Origin of the sequence: Dyella sp. BiH032 (assembly GCF_031954525.1) — a bacterium.
Classification (GTDB): Bacteria; Pseudomonadota; Gammaproteobacteria; order Xanthomonadales; family Rhodanobacteraceae; genus Dyella_D.
The window spans coordinates 4,934,996-4,949,845 of the sequence record NZ_CP134867.1 but is presented as its reverse complement, the minus strand read 5'-3'; the positions used below and the strand labels follow the sequence as shown (position 1 = coordinate 4,949,845).

Genomic DNA, 14,850 nt, shown 5'->3' with positions numbered 1-14,850 from the left:
AGCGGGCTGGTTCCCGCCGGCCGGTTCCGCGGGGCGCACTCACTGTTTCCCGGATTCCCATGGCCGACCATTTCACGCTCCGCCTCGTCGACAGCTACATGCTGGCGCCCACCGTGCGCCATCTCGTGTTCGAGCGCGAGGACGGGCAGGCGCTCGCCTTTGTGCCCGGGCAGTTCCTGCAGGTGCACTTCCACTACGACGACGGCGCGCCGACCAAGCGCAGCTATTCCATCGCCACCGTGGGCGATGGCCATTCGCCGGTGCAGCGCATCGAGATCGCCGTGAGCTACGTCGAAGGCGGCGCAGCCACCAAGTTGCTGGGCAGCCTGGAGCAGGGCCAGACCATCGAGGCCAGCGGCCCCTACGGCCGCTTCTGCCTGCAGCCGGGCGACGCGCACCCGCGCTATTTGTTGCTGGCCACCGGCACGGGCGTCACGCCGTACCGCGCCATGCTGCCGTTGCTGCGCGAGTTGCTCGCCAAGGGCGGGCGCGAGGTGGCCCTGTTGTACGGCGCCCGCAATGAAACCGAGCTCTTGTACGGCGACGAATTCGAAGCCTTCGCCCGCGAGAACCCGGGTTTCTCCTTCCACCCCTGCCTCAGCCGTCAGGCGCGCGCCGAGCCGCGTCCGCACGACCGCAGCGGCCATGTGCAGGGCGTGCTGGCCGAGCTTTCGCCCAGCGCGGACCGCGACATCGCCTATCTCTGCGGCAATCCCAACATGGTCGACGGCGCTTTCAATGCGCTGAAGGAATACGGCCTGCCGGTGCCGCAGATCCGTCGCGAGAAGTACATCTCCTCCCGCTGAGCCGGGCCCTACTGCATCGCGGCGTCTTTTCGCCGCGGCGTGCCCGCGTTCCTCTCCCGGTCGCTTCGGCGGTAAAGCCACGTGCCGGCGGGCACCTAGGTGCGCTACCACGATCCGGCAGCATGACATTGATGTAAGTCACTGACAGGCCTGAAACCTTTCGGCATAGGCCTGACGACATACGCTCGCGCATTGTGATGTTCATCACAAATCCAGACGGCCATCGGGTTTGCCATTAAAGCCCGGTCGCCGGCAGCCGACAGACCGGAAAAGCGCTCATCCGTTTCAGGGGGCGCGGGAGGGCGGTATGCGGATCTGGATACGCAAGACGCTGGTGGTGGGCCTGGTCGCGATGGCCCTGGCTCCGGCCGCGGCGATGGCCGACGGCGGGACGATCGTCTTTTCCGGCGCGGTCGTCGAACCCACGTGCTCGGTAGGCGCCGAGCGCATCGGCAGCGCGCAGGGCGCGGTGGCGCCCGTGCGCTTCCATTGCTCGGAGCGCGCCAACGCCACCCCCGGGCAGCTCGCGCAGTCGTATGCGCTGTCGGTGAACAACACCGTCGGCACGCCGCTCGCCTCAGACCCCTTAATCGTCTACTTCGCCCAATACTTGAGCGCGCAGCCGACGCTGGTCACCCAGACCTACGACTGAAGCGTCACTGGTACGTCAGGGTGAACGTCGCCGTCGCACTGACCGTACCCGCCGCTACCGGCGTGGCCGTCTGGTAATAGCGCGCGTAGTAGGTGAGGTTCAACGGACCGTCCGGCGTGGCGCCGACCAAAGCCGGCGTACCGAACGTCACCGGCGTGAAACTCTGATTGATCAACTGCACGCCGATGTTCTTGGCGCGGCCAGTGCCCGTCGCCGGCGCGATCACACCGGTGGCGCCGCCGACCGGATTGGCCGTATCGAACTGGATGTACAGCTGACTGCCCGAGGCGCATTGCAGCGAGATCGGCACCACCGTCGCGCCGGCGACGGTACCCACGCCGTTGAATGCGGTATTCGAAACGGTGGGCAAGGTGACGTTGATCGTGCTCGTGTTGACCGAGCACGAGGGAAACATGAAGGTCAGCGTGGTGCCGAGGTTGAAGTTCTCGATCCGCGAATTGCTGTTGCTGTCGTACCGCCAGTAGCCCATGGTGCCGCTGCTCACCGTCGCCCCGTTGGCGATGGGGCCGGTCTTGACGAACTCCAGTCCCGACGTCACCGACATCTGGTAGCTGCCCGAGGCGATCGAATCCCCCGGATAGGCCGCGAGGTAGTTGGAGGTATCCGGGTGGGTCACCCGGTAGCCGATGCCGGCCACGCCGGTCGGGAAGATGATCGACCCTGAACTCGGCTGGCTGCCGGCGACGTTCTGCACGCCGATCGCGGTGGTGCCGGTGCACGAGATCTGCGAGACGGGCGAGGGCGAGAACTGCGCGGAGGTCGCCAGCACGGCGCCCACCGGCAGATTGGGATCGATCGTGATGGTGGAGTTGGGGAACGAGATATTGACGTTCGCCGTACCGCCGCTGGTGAAGCTGCAGCGGGCCTGCGCCGCGAGCGGCAGCCCGAGCACGATCGTCAGCAGCAAGAGCAGAACCCGGCGCATCACGACTTGTCTCCCGGCGCGCACGTCGCCTCGATCTGTTCGTAGACATCGCCGCGGCCCTTGGCGGCCGCCGGCAACTGATAGGGGAAGCTGCAGCGCACCGGCTGGTCGTCGCCGACCGTCCACTGCACGGTCAGGCGGCCGCTTTCGTTGGCGCCGCGGACCAGGATGCGTCCGGCCTGGCCGACCACGCCCACGCTGCGCGCCTGCTCGTCCAGCACGTCGGCGCCGAACGGCACCGGCTTGCCGTCGCTCTGGTGCACGCGGACGATCATCGAGCGGCCGCTCGACGTCTTGAAGCGCACCAGCACCACCGCGCCCGCATGCGGCGCCACCTGGCTGCTGGTGCTGTCCAGCTGTACCGACAGCGGCAGGCCGCGCGGATCGACCTGCACGGTGTTGAGGTTGTAGGGCGTCAGGTACGGCACCAGCGCGTAGCCGCCGTGGCCGATCCGCACGCCGGAGGCATTGACCACGCGCGCGCCCGCGGCATCCGGCGCAGCGATGATGGCCACCGTGTCGCCCATCGGCTGGCCGAACACCACGCCGCCGGCATGCGCCACGATCGAACCGGACAGGTTCACCGAGCCTTGCGAGTAGCCCTTGCCGCTGCCGTAGCTGGCGTTGACCTGCGCGTACGGCCCGCGGTATCCGCCGTAGACCGTGCCCGAGCTGCCCGTATCCGTGCTGCCGCCGCCGTGGTCGTGCGAAGCGGTGGCGCCGTAGCTGAACTGGTTGTCCACGCCGGCGGTGCCGCTCAGCGTGGCCTGTTCCATCGTGCGGCCGCTGCTGTCGCGGTTGAGGCTGGCGCCGAACATCGGCGCGTGCAGGCTGTCGCCCAGCGGCAAGGTGAAGCTGGCGAAGAACTGGTTGCTGTAGCGGCCGTAGGCATCGCGCAGGCGCGTGGCCGACAGGTTGTAGCTGAGGCGGCGGAAGGTGTTGTTGTAGCCGAGCTGGAACTGCACGTCGGTGCCGGGACGGTTCCAGTAATCGGCGGCCGAGCCGGTCACGTACAGCGAGCCGCCGTGCTGGCCAAGCCGCTGGCTGACGTTGATGTCGAAGCGGCTGCGCTGGCGGTCGAGCTGGCTGCTGTAGGCGGTGAAGTCGTTGGTCGTGTCGCCGGACAGCGCTCTGCGCTGCTCGGGCGTGAGCACGTTGTTCACGATGACGCCGTCGATCGTGCTGACCGTGGTCGGATCGACGTAGCGATAGCCGCGCGCCAGGTCGCGCGCCAGCATGGCGTCGCGCAGGCCGAGGTAGCCGCTGGTCGAATAGCGATAGGTGGCCAGCGAGAACGAGGTATCGCTGTCGGGCAGGATCTTGCTGTAGCTCAGGCGCACGCTCTGGCCGTTCTGGGTGGCCTGGTTGGGGATCTCCGCGCGCGCCGCGGTCACGTCCAGCGCCAGCGCGCCGTAGCGGGTATTGAGCGCGCCGCCCAGCAGCGCCGCGCCGTAGCCGGACGAGGCCACGATGCCGGCATAGCCGGTGAGCAGATTGGTGAAACCGTGCTGGATCGTCGCCTGCGCCAGCGCCGGACGCGCGTGGATCGAGGCATCGTGCAGCTCGCCCGCCGCCACCGAAAAACGCGTGACGCCAGGGCGCATCAGCTGCGGCACCGAGGCGTAGGGCACGGCGAAGGTGCGCACACGGCCGTCCGCTTCCGTCACGGTCACGTTGAGATCGCCGCCATAGCCGGTGGCATAGAGGTCGGCAATGGTGAACGGGCCCGGCGCGACCGTGGTTTCGTACAGCACCACGCCGTTCTGGCGCACGGTGACCTTCGCGTTGGTCTCCGCCACGCCGCGCACGGTCGGCGCGTAGCCGCGCATCGAGTCCGGCAGCATGCGGTCGTCGGTGGCGATGCGCACGCCGCGCAGGCTGACGCTGTCGAACAGTTCGCCGCCGGTATACGAATCGCCGATCACCATCTGTGCTCGCCACGAGGGCAGGTCGCGGCGCAGGTAAGTGTCGAGGTTCTGCCAGCGCCGGCGCGAAGGCGTGCCAGCCGCACCGGATTGCATCAGCAGCGTCGAATCGTGGCGCAGCTGCCAGCCGCCCAGGTTCAGGCCCGCGTTGAGGCCGAGAAAGGACGAGGTCTGGCTCACGCCGCGGCTGGTGCTGCGGTAGCTGTTGAAGTTGTAGTTGAGCAGCGCCGCGTTCACGCCGCGGTCCCAGTTTTCCGGGCTGACGTAGCCGCGCGCGCGCGTGCCCAGCCAGGCTTGCGGAATGCTCACGTCCAGCCGCAGGTTCGGCTGGTCGAAATTCATCGCTGCACTGGGAATGAGTTCGCCGATGTCGATGCAACCCGTGGCGGCGAGACTGGCCTGCTGTTCGGCGGAAAGCTTCTGCAGCGGCAGTCCGAGCTGGTCGTACAGCGCGCGGGTGAGGCAGGGAATCGCGCCCGCGTCCGGCTTCGGCGCAGCGAAGCGCACGTCGGCGCGGCCGACCCAGGCGCCGTTGAGGAAAAGATCGGTGCGGTACGTGCCCGGCATGATCACTGGGCCGCGCTCGAAACGGCTGATGTCGCCGGTGTTGCGGCCGGCGCCCGACAGCAGGTTGCGGTCGAAGCTGGCGTCGACCGCCGCGGAGGCGGACGCACCGTTGGGCGAAGCGTCCGTCGCCGTCGCCGCGTGGGACAGGCCGAGCGCGCCGGCGATCGCCAGGCACAGCAGCGCGCGCCGGGCCGGATGGCCGAGGGCGCGGGCGTGGCCGTCCCTGGCGCGCAGGAAGCTCACGGCGCGACCGTACCCGTGTAGCTGTCGGCGGCGCCGTAGTCGTTGATGGCCGTGTACTTCACCGCGCTGCCGGCGGTCGGACGCGGCGCGCCGGCGGCCAGCGGCAGGCGCAGGTCGGAGAGCGGCGCGGCCATGCCCAGCTCCGCGCTCACATTCTTGCCGCCGACGTTCACCGAGATCTCGGAAATCGTGATGTGGAACGGCGTGGGGTTGTGCGCGACCAGGGCCTTGCCGTCGGCATCGACCTTCCAGGTGAGCTGGGAGGGCGCCTTCAGCGGATCGCCTTGCAGGCCGGCCGGGCGGTAGAACAGCTTCAGCCGCGAACGCAGCGCCAGCTGCAGCAGGTTCTGTCCTTCCGCCTGCGGGCCGGCGGGCTTGGGCGGCACTTCGAGCACGTTGAGCCAGAACAGGGACTCGCGGTCCGCGGGCAGTTGCTCGTGCGTATAGACGATGCGCAGGCTCTGTTCCTTCTTCGCCTCCATGCGGAACAGCGGCGGCGTGATCAGGAACGGCACATCGACGGATTCGGGGGTGGAATGCACGTCGCCGCGGTCGATCCACGACTCGACCAGCACGGGGTGGTCGTTGTCGTTGGTCAGGCGCACGGTGACCTCGCCGTCCTTCGCGGGGAACACGACACGGGTGCCGCCGATCAGCACATTAGCGTGCGCGGCCGGGGCGCCGAGGCACAGGGCCAGCAGGCCCGCGCCCAGGGCGCAGACGAACTTCCTCATGGGTTTCCCTCGCTGCGAAATCAGAATCCGCCGCCTGGCGGCGGAGAGCGCCGGAACCGCTCGGGGTTCCGGCGCGGACTTGCCTCTTACAACACCGCGTTGCCGCGGGTCTTACTGGTACAGCATCGTGAACTGCACGCTGGTGCTCACGGTACCGGCGCCGGCGGCGGCGGTCGCGAAGTACTGCGCGTAGTAGTTCAGGGAACCGGCGCCGCTGGTCAGCGTGGCCTGCTGCGAGGACTGCGTGGAGGCCGTGCCGGCCAGGTTGATCGTGGTGAAGTCGCTGTTGAGCAGCTGCACTTCCACGCCGGTGGCGGTGCCCGAGGCGTTCTTCAGGTTGCCGTCGGCCATGATGGTCGGGCCCGGCTCGAAGAAGGTCTGGGCCTTGGTCAGGGAACCGCAGTTAGTCAGGTTCAGCGCGAAGGCGGTGCGGCCGGCGGTCTGGCCGGAGGCGCTCAGCGACGTGGTGGACACGGTCGGGAGGGCCACGTTGACGGTGGCCGGGCTGTTGCCGCCATTGATCTTGCAGGTGGAGGCGTTGACCGAGCCGGTGATGTTGATGGTGCCGTCGGCGGCGGAAGCCTGATTCGGGGCCAGGGCGGCGAAGCCCAGGGCGGCGATCAGGGCGGTGGCAATGACGTTCTTGCTCATCGGGCCTTAGTCCTTAAACGGTTTTGGGTGGGTACGGCAGATTCGTTGCGTTCCGGACGCGGGCTTGGTGTCTCGTCCCCCTGCGTCTTGTCGTCGAGGAGACGGGCGCTGCCGGAGCCCTTCCTCGATGGCGAGCGGCCTCATGCAGAAGCCATGCCAAAAAACGTGACCTAGTTCTCACTTAGTTTTGAGAAGTGTCTCACGGAATTTACGTCTCTCTCGTTAAGCCGCGTCAAAAAGATGTCGAGGTCCCATAGCGTCAAAAAGTGACCAAGGGCGTCCAAGTGGCTGCCGTGCTTAACAAATCTGACCCGATGGCCACGGTTTCCATGGGGGCTTGTCAAGCATGCTTGACACGGGGCAGGGGCGCGCCTAGCATCATGTCAAGCTCGCTTGACACGGCGGGCGCCTAAAGGGGGGCTAAGCATGGAGGGGAGCATGGAGCGTCTGACCAAGCGCATGGCCGCCTGGCCGGCCTGGGGACGGCGCGCGGCGCTGGCGCTGGTCATGGGCGGCTACTTCGTCACCCTGGCGGCGACGCTGCAGGCGCCGGGCCTCGGCCTACGGCTCCTGGGCCTAGTCCTGCTGATCGGGCTGACCTGGGTACTGGCGTACGTGTCGCGCGCGGCCGCCTGCGTCGAGGCGGAGGGCGAGATGCGGCGGGAGGATCGCCGCTACCTCGCCGAGTTCGTGCCGGCGATGGCGGTGTACTTCGCCATCATGTTGTTCGCCTGGCCCTTGCACAGGACCGTCGGTGCGCTCTGGCTCAAGGGACTGATCGCCTTGCTGCCCGCGCTGCCGGTCGCCGCGATGGCGTTCTCGCTGTTTCGCTACGTCATGGCCAGCGACGAGTTCATGCAGCGCCTGCACTTGCAGGCGCTGGCGTTCGCCGCCGGTGTGGTGGCCGTGGTTAGCGTGGCCACGGGTTTCCTCGCCGCCGCCAAGGTGATCGCGCTGGACGGCACGGCGCTGCTGCTGGTGTTTCCCGCACTGATGTGCGTCTACGGCCCGACCCTTGCGTGGGCCAAGCGGCGCTATCGCGACTGATGGAGAACCGGGTACGCGAACTGCGCGCGGAGCGCGCCTGGTCGCAGGCCGATCTGGCCGCACGGCTGGACGTCTCGCGCCAGACGGTCAACGCCATCGAGACCGGCAAATACGACCCCAGCCTGCCGCTGGCCTTCAAGATCGCGCGGTTGTTCGAGCAGCCGATCGAGGCGATCTTCCGGCCGGACGGCGAGGCGGGGACCTGAAAGCATCACGGGGAAAGACGGGCCGCGAGGCTCACGATCGAGGGGTACGCAAGCACATGGCTATCAAGGGACGCACCGTAGTGCGCATCGCCGCCGTCGCACTGGGGCTGGGGGCGCTGGCGTGGAACCAGTTCCACGCGCGCGGCGATCGCAGCGAGGACAACGCCGCCGCCGACGCATCCGCCACGGCCGCCGCGCCGAGCGCACCGGCCAAGCCGGAAACCTGGACACTGGGCTCGCTCACGCTGACGCCCTGCGAGCTGGGGCAGCCGAACAGCGGGCTTTCGACCGCGGCGTGGTGCGCGCCGTTCGAGGTACCGGAAAACCGCGACGATCCGCACAGCCGCAAGATCAAGCTCAAGCTCGGCATCATCCGCAGCGGCGCGCAGGTGGCGAGCAAGGACATGCTGGTGCTGCTCGCCGGCGGGCCCGGCCAAGCCGCGACGGAAAGCTGGCCCGGCGTCGCGTCCGCGCTGCAGCCGTTGCTGGCGCATCGCCACGTACTGCTGCTCGACCAGCGCGGCACGGGCGGCTCCAATCCGCTCACCTGCAAGCCGGAAGAAGCCAAGGCCGGCGACGACGAAGGCGGTTTCGACGCGGCCAGGCTGCGCGATGAAGCCGCGCATTGCGTCAAGGAACTGGAGGGCAAGGCCGACCCGCGCTTCTACACCACCACCGTGGCGGTGCAAGACCTGGAAGACGTGCGCCAGGCACTCGGCGCGCCGACCTTCGACCTGGTCGGCGTCTCCTACGGCACGCGCATGGCGCAGCAATACCTGATGCGTCATCCTGACGCGGTGCGCAGCGTGGTGCTCGATGGCGTGGTGCCCAACGCCCTGGTGCTGGGCGAAGACTTCGCGCAGAACCTGGAGCACGCGCTCAAGGCGCAGTTCGCGCGCTGCGTGGCGGACAAGGCCTGCCACGAGCGCTTCGGCGATCCATACCAGACGCTTTACCAGCTGCGCGACGCGCTGCGCGCCAACCCGCACAAGGTCAGCTTCCGTGATCCGCAGAACTACCAGTCGGTGCAGCGCGTGCTCAGCGAGTACTCGCTGGCCAGCGTGGTGCGCATGTTCGCCTATTCGCCGGTGACGGCCGCGCTGCTGCCGGTGTCGATCGACGCGGCCGCGCATGGGGACGTCGGCCCGCTGCTGGGGCAGGCCAAGCTGCTCTCGGGCGATCTCTCCGACACGATGAACGGCGGCATGCAGTCCTCGGTCATCTGCAGCGAGGACGCCGACCTGTTCACGCCGCGTCCGCAGGATGCGCATTCCATGCTCGGCACGCGCATGGTCGACACCTTGCAGGCCGTCTGTTCGGTGTGGCCGAAGGGCACGCGGCCGGCCGATTTCCATCAGCCCATCAAGAGCGACAAGCCCACCCTGCTGTTCTCCGGCGAATACGACCCGGTCACGCCGCCTGCCTACGGCGACGAAGTACTCAAGGGGCTCTCCAACGCGCGCCATTTCGTGCTCAAGGGGCAGGGCCACAACGTCATCGCGGCCGGCTGCGCGCCGGAGCTGGTCAAGCATTTCGTGGAAGACCTGGCACCGGCGAAGCTCGACGCCAAGTGCCTGGACCGCCTGCGCGCCACGCCCATGTTCATCGATTTCAACGGAGCTTCGCCATGATCGAAGTCAAGGACCTGCACAAGGCATTCGGCGAGGTGAAGGCTGTCGACGGCGTGGGCTTCTCCGCCCGCGACGGCCAGATCACCGGCCTGCTCGGCCCCAACGGCGCCGGCAAGACCACCACGCTGCGCATGCTGTACACGCTGATGAAACCGGACCGCGGCCAGATCCTGGTCGACGGCATCGACGCCGCCGCCGATCCGCTCGCCGTGCGCCGCCAACTCGGCGTGCTGCCCGATGCGCGCGGCCTGTACAAGCGGCTTACGGCGCGCGAGAACATCGACTACTTCGCGCGCCTGCACGGCCTGCCGGAGAACGAACTGGCGCCGCGCCGCGAAGCGCTGGTCCAGGCACTGGAGATGGAGGAATTCGCCGATCGCCGCACCGAAGGTTTCTCGCAGGGCCAGCGCGTCAAGACCGCGATCGCCCGCGCGCTGATCCACGATCCGCGCAATGTGATCCTGGACGAACCCACCAACGGTCTGGACGTGATGGCCACGCGCGCGTTGCGCCAGTTCATGCTGAAGCTCAAGGCGGAGGGGCGCTGCGTGCTGTTTTCCAGCCACATCATGCAGGAGGTCGCGGCGCTGTGCGATCGCATCGTGGTGATCGCGCACGGCCGCGTGGTGGCCGACGAATCCCCGCAGGCGCTGCGCGAGCAGACCGGTGCGGCGAACCTGGAGGATGCCTTCGTGAAGATCATCGGCAGCGAGGAGGGCCTCGCCGCATGAACGCCACGACCGTCAAGGCCAAGCGCGCCAGCGCGTTTCTCACCGTGTTCCTGAAGGAGGTGCGCGAAAACCTGCGCGACCGCCGCACCATCGTCACCGCCCTGCTCACCGGGCCCCTGGTGGGGCCGCTGATCTTCTCGCTGCTGCTCGGTTCCATCCTCAACCGCGAACTGGACAAGGCCGAGCAACCGCTGAAAGTGCCGGTGATCGGCGCAGAGCGCGCGCCCAACCTGGTCGATGCGCTGAAGGCCGGCGGCATCGTGCCGCAACCGGCCATTGCCAACCCCGAACAGGCCGTGCGGCGGCAGGACACCGACGTAGTGGTACGCATCGGCGACGACTACGCCCAGGCCTGGCGCAAGGGCGAAGTGGTACAGGTGGAGGTGATCTTCGATTCCTCGCAGCGCGATGCCAACACCGCGGTGGAGCGCGTGAGCAAGATCGTGGAAGGCTATGCCCGGCAGCAGGGCGCGATGCGCCTGGTGGCGCGCGGACTCTCGCCCGGCACGGCGTGGCCGATCAGCGTGGCGCGGCGCGACCAGGCCACGGCACAGGCGCGCGGCGTACTGATGTTCAACATGCTGCCGTACTTCTTCGTGGTCACCATCTTCCTGGGTGGCATGTACTTGGCGATCGACCTGACCGCCGGCGAGCGCGAACGGCAATCGCTGGAGCCGCTGTTCGCCAACCCGGTGCCGCGCTGGAAGATCCTGGCGGGGAAGCTGGCAGCGATCTGCACCTTCTCCTGCGCCAGCCTGGTGATTACGTTGGCCGCCTTCGCGGTGCTGGGGCCGTTCGTGCCGGTGGACAAGCTCGGCATGGAGTTGAACCTCGGCTTGCGGTTCGCCGGCACCGTGTTTTTGCTGATGCTGCCGCTGGTGATGCTCACCGCCGCCTTGCAGACGCTGGTGGCGGCCTTCGCCAAGAGCTACCGCGAGGCGCAGATGTACGTGTCGCTGCTGATGTTCGTGCCGATCGTGCCGAGCCTGCTGATGTCGGTGTTCCCGATCAAAGCCAAGGCCTGGATGTACGCCGTGCCCCTGCTGGGCCAGCACCTGGGTGTGATGGGCGCACTGCGCGGCGATGGCGTGGCACCGCAGCAGGTGTTGTTCTGTCTGGGCGGAACGCTGGCCGCGGCGCTGGCCGCCACGCTGATCACGGCGCACTTGTACCGCTCGGAGCGACTGGCGATTTCCGGCTGACGCACCGGTGGCGTGGCTCCGGGGACGTGGCGGCCCCGGGGCCATATAGCCCCAGGCCATATACCCCCGGGGCATATAACATGGCGCCTTCCGTAAACGAGGAAGACCCCATGCGCCATCGCCTGCTCGCCCTGAGCCTCGCCGCCGCCCTCGCCGGCTGCGGTTCCTCCCATCAGGAAGCCGCCGCGCCAGCGGAACCGAAGCCGGCGGCGTCCGCTTCCGCCGCGCCCACGCAACCGGCGCCGCCGTCCACCGATGCGGATCTGGCGAAGCAGCGCATGGGCGACTACGCGACGGTGAAGCTAAGCGCCGACCTGTCGGGCTTCGACGACAAGCACAAGCGCATGATCGCCCTGCTGGTGCAGGCCGCGGACGTCACCAACAGCCTGTACTGGCAGCAATCCTGGGGCGACAAGGACGCGCTGATGAAGCGCATCCCCGACGAGGAAACGCACCGCTACGCCGAGATCAACTACGGCCCCTGGGACCGCCTGCACGAGGATCAGCCCTTCGTCGCCGGCGTCGGTCCGCGCCCGCCGGGCGTGCAGTTCTATCCGGCGGACATGAGCAAGGACGAGTTCGAGCAGGCCGACCTGAAGGACAAGGCATCGCTCTACACCCTGTTGCGCCGCGATGCGCAGGGCAAGCTGGCGACCTTGCCGTTCCATGAGGCCTACAAGGCGGATCTCGAGAAGGCCGCCGGCCTGCTGCGCGAGGCGGCCGGGCTTTCCGCCGACAAGGATTTCGCCGACTACCTGAAGCTGCGCGCCGACGCGCTGCTCAGCGACGAATACCGCAAGAGCGACTTCGCCTGGATGGCGATGAAGAAGAACCCGGTCGACATCGTGATCGGCCCGATCGAAACCTACGAAGACCAGCTGTTCGGCTACAAGGCCAGCTACGAAAGCTATGTGCTGGTGAAGGACCAGGCCTGGAGCGAGAAGCTCGCACGCTTCGTGAAATACCTGCCGGAACTGCAGCGCGAGCTGCCGGTGGATGCGAAGTACAAGGCCGAGAAGCCCGGCTCCGACGCCGATCTCAATGCCTACTTTGCTGTGTACTACGCGGGCGATGCCAACGTCGGCGCCAAGACCATCGCCATCAACCTGCCCAACGACGAAGAAGTCCAGCTCAAGAAGGGTACGCGCCGCCTGCAGCTGGAGAACGTGATGCAGGCGAAGTTCGACAAGATCATGCTGCCGATCGCGAAGGAGTTGATCGCCGCCGACCAGCAGTCGCACCTCACCTTCGATGCGTTCTTCGAGAACACCATGTTCCACGAAGTGGCGCATGGTCTCGGCATCAAGAACACGCTCACCGGCAAGGGCCTGGTGCGCGGTGCGCTGAAGGACCAGGCGTCGAGCTTCGAGGAAGGCAAGGCCGACATCCTCGGCCTGTACATGGTTACCAAGCTGGCCGAGAAGGGCGAGCTGGACAAAGCCAAGCTGATGGACAACTACGTCACCTTCCTGGCCGGCATCCTGCGCTCGGTGCGCTTCGGCGCGAGCGACGCGCATGCGAAGGCGAACATGGTGCGCTTCAATTTCTTCAAGCAGCAGGGTGCTTTCAGCCGCGACGCCACCACCGGCCGCTATCGCGTGGACTTCGACAAGATGACTGCGGCGATGAATGCGCTGTCCGCCAAGCTGCTGACCATCCAGGGCGATGGCGACTACGACGCGGCCAAACAGCTCACGGATGGGATGGGCAACGTCGACGCCGAATTGGCCGGCGACCTGAAGAAGCTGGAAGGCGCGAAGATCCCGGTCGACGTCGTGTTCGAGCAGGGCCTGGACGTGCTGGGCCTGCCGCAGCCTACCAAGTAACCGCACTCCGACTCCCTCTCCCCTCCGGGGAGAGGGTTGGGGTGAGGGGACCTACGGAGCGGAGAAGCGGGAAACCAACACCCGTGCGCTGCCTTTCACCACCGCTTCTGTCGAAGGCGCTCCTCCTCACCCGAAGACGGCCGTGCATCACGCAAGCCTCATCCCATACGCGACATACCCCAGCACTTCCCGCAGGCTCGAATACGCATCGCGCAGGAACAGCTGCCGCGCATAGATCCCGCCGGCATCCACCAATCCCTCCTGCCGCACCGCCAGCCGCGCCCGCGGCAAATGGAAGTACTGCGACACCACCACCACGCTGCGCTGCCCGTGCGCGGCCAGCCAGTCCCGCGCGTGGCGCGCCGAGGCGCGGGTGTTGTCGCCATGCGGATCTTCGACGATGGCGCCGGCGGGCACGCCATGCTCGACCAGCCACCGCTCCATGCCAGCCGCCTCGTCGCGGCCATCCGCTTCTACTCCGCCGCTGACCATGATCGTGCGGCAACCGCCTTGCCGGTATAGCGCCAGCGCCGCTTCAAGCCGGACGCGCAGGCGGGGCAGGGGGCGATTGCCAGGGCCGACCGTGTTGCCGAGGACCAGCGCCAGGTCAGCCGTGCGCGCCGGCCGGGTGTTCAGGCCGGCAACGGCGATGGCAAGCGCGCAGATCATCCACAGCAGCAAGCCGAAGCCGCCAAGGCGCAGCATGAAGCGCAGGCGGCGGCGACGACGGGAGAGGGAGAGGCGGGTGCGCATGTCCATGCGAAACGGCATGCCGTGGCGGAAAGCCGCGAGCATGCGCGGGCCGCGTGGCGGCATGCGGGCGAGCCCGAGGCCGCCCGCGGGCGCCGCCGGTCAGGAGGCGAGCCGCTCCTGCCGCATCGCCAGCCATCGCGAGACGTCGGGCCACTCCGAGGCGAGGATGCTGTAGCACACCGTGTCGCGAAGACTGCCATCCGGGCGCCGCTTGTGGGCGCGCAGCACGCCGTCGCGGTGCGCGCCGAGCCGCTCGATCGCGCGCTGCGAATCCTGGTTGCGGCCGTCGGTGTGGAACTCCACCGCGACGCAGCCGAGCGCGTCGAAGGCATGCCCCAGCAGCAGGCGCTTACAGGCGGTGTTGAGGTGGCTTTTCTGCCAGCGCTTGGCGTACCAGGTGTAGCCGATGGCGATGCGCGGCAGTTCGGGCGCGAAGTCGTAATAGCGGGTGGTGCCCACGATCTCGCCGCTGGTTTTCTCGCGGACGGCGAACGGCAGCATCGCACCCTTGGCCTGGCCGGCCAGCGCCGCCTCGATATAGGCGGCGGCCTGGCCGGGCGCGGGCGCGCTGGTAAACCAGAGCTTCCACAGCTCGCCGTCGGCCGCAGCGGCCTCCAGGTCGGGGGCGTGTTCGGGGCACAAGGGTTCGAGGAGGACGTGACTGTCCTCCAGGCGGGTCGGTTCCAGCGTGGGCATGGGCATTCCGGCGGGGACGCGTCAGGCGTCGAGATCGGGGATCAGCTTGCTTTCCAGGCGGGCGATGGCGTCTTTCAGCAACAATTTGCGCTTCTTCATGCGGGTCAGCTGCAGCTCGTCGCGGCCGATGGCGCTGGAAAGAGCCTCGATGGCCACGTCCAGGTCGCGGTGCTCCACGCGCAGTTCGGCCAGCAAGTGGGCAATCTCGGCGGGATCCTGGACCTGCATGGGCGG

General features: G+C 67.8%; 15 protein-coding genes. 8 read left to right on the top strand and 7 right to left on the bottom strand.

Going from position 1 to position 14,850, the window contains the following annotated elements; all coding sequences use genetic code 11:
• Positions 1–59: 59 nt before the first annotated feature.
• Together RKE25_RS21835 and RKE25_RS21830 are read left to right on the top strand one after the other, a co-directional pair.
• The gene (locus RKE25_RS21835; protein ID WP_311840187.1) at positions 60–806 is read left to right on the top strand and encodes an FAD-binding oxidoreductase; all 747 of its coding nucleotides are present in this window, start codon (positions 60–62) and stop codon (positions 804–806) included.
• 307 nt (positions 807–1,113) lie between these two features.
• Positions 1,114–1,458 (top strand): hypothetical protein, encoded by a 345-nt coding sequence (locus tag RKE25_RS21830; RefSeq protein ID WP_311840186.1) that lies wholly within the window; start codon positions 1,114–1,116, stop codon positions 1,456–1,458.
• 4 nt (positions 1,459–1,462) lie between these two features.
• Here RKE25_RS21830 and RKE25_RS21825 read toward each other — a convergent pair whose 3' ends face one another.
• From RKE25_RS21825 to RKE25_RS21810, 4 genes are all read right to left on the bottom strand, one after another.
• Positions 1,463–2,404 (bottom strand): fimbrial protein, encoded by a 942-nt coding sequence (locus tag RKE25_RS21825; RefSeq protein ID WP_311842456.1) that lies wholly within the window; start codon positions 2,402–2,404, stop codon positions 1,463–1,465.
• Positions 2,404–5,139: a fimbria/pilus outer membrane usher protein gene (locus RKE25_RS21820; RefSeq protein ID WP_311840185.1), complete on the bottom strand. Its 2,736-nt coding sequence runs from the start codon at positions 5,137–5,139 to the stop codon at positions 2,404–2,406. The genes RKE25_RS21825 and RKE25_RS21820 overlap by 1 nt, the downstream gene beginning before the upstream one ends.
• Positions 5,136–5,873, bottom strand: coding sequence for a molecular chaperone (locus RKE25_RS21815; RefSeq protein ID WP_311840184.1), 738 nt, complete (start codon positions 5,871–5,873; stop codon positions 5,136–5,138). Before RKE25_RS21815 ends, RKE25_RS21820 begins: the two co-directional genes overlap by 4 nt.
• A 111-nt stretch (positions 5,874–5,984) precedes the next feature.
• Positions 5,985–6,524: a fimbrial protein gene (locus tag RKE25_RS21810; RefSeq protein ID WP_311840183.1), complete on the bottom strand. Its 540-nt coding sequence runs from the start codon at positions 6,522–6,524 to the stop codon at positions 5,985–5,987.
• Between the two features lie 438 nt (positions 6,525–6,962).
• Here RKE25_RS21810 and RKE25_RS21805 point away from each other — a divergent pair, with 438 nt between their 5' ends.
• The 6 genes from RKE25_RS21805 (at position 6,963) to RKE25_RS21780 (ending at position 13,167) form a co-directional block, all read left to right on the top strand.
• Entirely contained in the window at positions 6,963–7,571 is a 609-nt protein-coding gene (locus tag RKE25_RS21805; RefSeq protein WP_311840182.1) for a hypothetical protein, read from the top strand.
• Positions 7,571–7,777, top strand: a complete 207-nt coding sequence (locus tag RKE25_RS21800; RefSeq protein ID WP_311840181.1) for a helix-turn-helix transcriptional regulator — start codon at positions 7,571–7,573, stop codon at positions 7,775–7,777. Before RKE25_RS21805 ends, RKE25_RS21800 begins: the two co-directional genes overlap by 1 nt.
• 56 nt (positions 7,778–7,833) lie before the next feature.
• Entirely contained in the window at positions 7,834–9,408 is a 1,575-nt protein-coding gene (locus RKE25_RS21795; protein WP_311840180.1) for an alpha/beta hydrolase, read from the top strand.
• On the top strand, positions 9,405–10,139 hold the full coding sequence (locus RKE25_RS21790) for an ATP-binding cassette domain-containing protein (protein ID WP_311840179.1): 735 nt from the start codon (positions 9,405–9,407) through the stop codon (positions 10,137–10,139). The genes RKE25_RS21795 and RKE25_RS21790 overlap by 4 nt, the downstream gene beginning before the upstream one ends.
• Positions 10,136–11,341 (top strand): ABC transporter permease, encoded by a 1,206-nt coding sequence (locus tag RKE25_RS21785; RefSeq protein WP_311840178.1) that lies wholly within the window; start codon positions 10,136–10,138, stop codon positions 11,339–11,341. The genes RKE25_RS21790 and RKE25_RS21785 overlap by 4 nt, the downstream gene beginning before the upstream one ends.
• Positions 11,342–11,421: 80 nt before the next feature.
• Complete coding sequence (locus tag RKE25_RS21780; protein WP_311840177.1) at positions 11,422–13,167, top strand: Zn-dependent hydrolase; 1,746 nt, start codon at positions 11,422–11,424, stop codon at positions 13,165–13,167.
• Between the two features lie 147 nt (positions 13,168–13,314).
• Here the strand turns inward: RKE25_RS21780 and RKE25_RS21775 are convergent, their stop codons facing one another.
• The 3 genes from RKE25_RS21775 to RKE25_RS21765 form a co-directional block, all read right to left on the bottom strand.
• Positions 13,315–13,920 (bottom strand): YdcF family protein, encoded by a 606-nt coding sequence (locus RKE25_RS21775; protein ID WP_311840176.1) that lies wholly within the window; start codon positions 13,918–13,920, stop codon positions 13,315–13,317.
• A gap of 99 nt (positions 13,921–14,019) precedes the next feature.
• Positions 14,020–14,616, bottom strand: a complete 597-nt coding sequence (locus tag RKE25_RS21770) for a GNAT family protein (RefSeq protein ID WP_311840175.1) — start codon at positions 14,614–14,616, stop codon at positions 14,020–14,022.
• Positions 14,617–14,637: 21 nt separating this feature from the next.
• A complete protein-coding gene (locus RKE25_RS21765; protein WP_311840174.1) occupies positions 14,638–14,844 on the bottom strand; it encodes a DUF465 domain-containing protein in 207 nt (68 codons plus the stop codon).
• Positions 14,845–14,850: the final 6 nt, after the last annotated feature.

Excerpts from the sequence above, each read along its gene's own strand:
- RKE25_RS21805 (WP_311840182.1), top strand. The coding sequence starts at position 6,963 with ATGGAGCGTCTGACCAAGCGCATGGCCGCCTGGCCGGCCTGGGGACGG.
- RKE25_RS21830 (WP_311840186.1), top strand. The coding sequence starts at position 1,114 with ATGCGGATCTGGATACGCAAGACGCTGGTGGTGGGCCTGGTCGCGATG.
- RKE25_RS21835 (WP_311840187.1), top strand. The coding sequence starts at position 60 with ATGGCCGACCATTTCACGCTCCGCCTCGTCGACAGCTACATGCTGGCG.
- RKE25_RS21770 (WP_311840175.1), bottom strand. The coding sequence starts at position 14,616 with ATGCCCACGCTGGAACCGACCCGCCTGGAGGACAGTCACGTCCTCCTC.
- RKE25_RS21825 (WP_311842456.1), bottom strand. The coding sequence starts at position 2,404 with ATGCGCCGGGTTCTGCTCTTGCTGCTGACGATCGTGCTCGGGCTGCCG.
- RKE25_RS21785 (WP_311840178.1), top strand. The coding sequence starts at position 10,136 with ATGAACGCCACGACCGTCAAGGCCAAGCGCGCCAGCGCGTTTCTCACC.
- RKE25_RS21790 (WP_311840179.1), top strand. The coding sequence starts at position 9,405 with ATGATCGAAGTCAAGGACCTGCACAAGGCATTCGGCGAGGTGAAGGCT.
- RKE25_RS21815 (WP_311840184.1), bottom strand. The coding sequence starts at position 5,873 with ATGAGGAAGTTCGTCTGCGCCCTGGGCGCGGGCCTGCTGGCCCTGTGC.
- RKE25_RS21765 (WP_311840174.1), bottom strand. The coding sequence starts at position 14,844 with ATGCAGGTCCAGGATCCCGCCGAGATTGCCCACTTGCTGGCCGAACTG.
- RKE25_RS21810 (WP_311840183.1), bottom strand. The coding sequence starts at position 6,524 with ATGAGCAAGAACGTCATTGCCACCGCCCTGATCGCCGCCCTGGGCTTC.
- RKE25_RS21780 (WP_311840177.1), top strand. The coding sequence starts at position 11,422 with ATGGCGCCTTCCGTAAACGAGGAAGACCCCATGCGCCATCGCCTGCTC.
- RKE25_RS21775 (WP_311840176.1), bottom strand. The coding sequence starts at position 13,920 with ATGCGCACCCGCCTCTCCCTCTCCCGTCGTCGCCGCCGCCTGCGCTTC.
- RKE25_RS21800 (WP_311840181.1), top strand. The coding sequence starts at position 7,571 with ATGGAGAACCGGGTACGCGAACTGCGCGCGGAGCGCGCCTGGTCGCAG.
- RKE25_RS21795 (WP_311840180.1), top strand. The coding sequence starts at position 7,834 with ATGGCTATCAAGGGACGCACCGTAGTGCGCATCGCCGCCGTCGCACTG.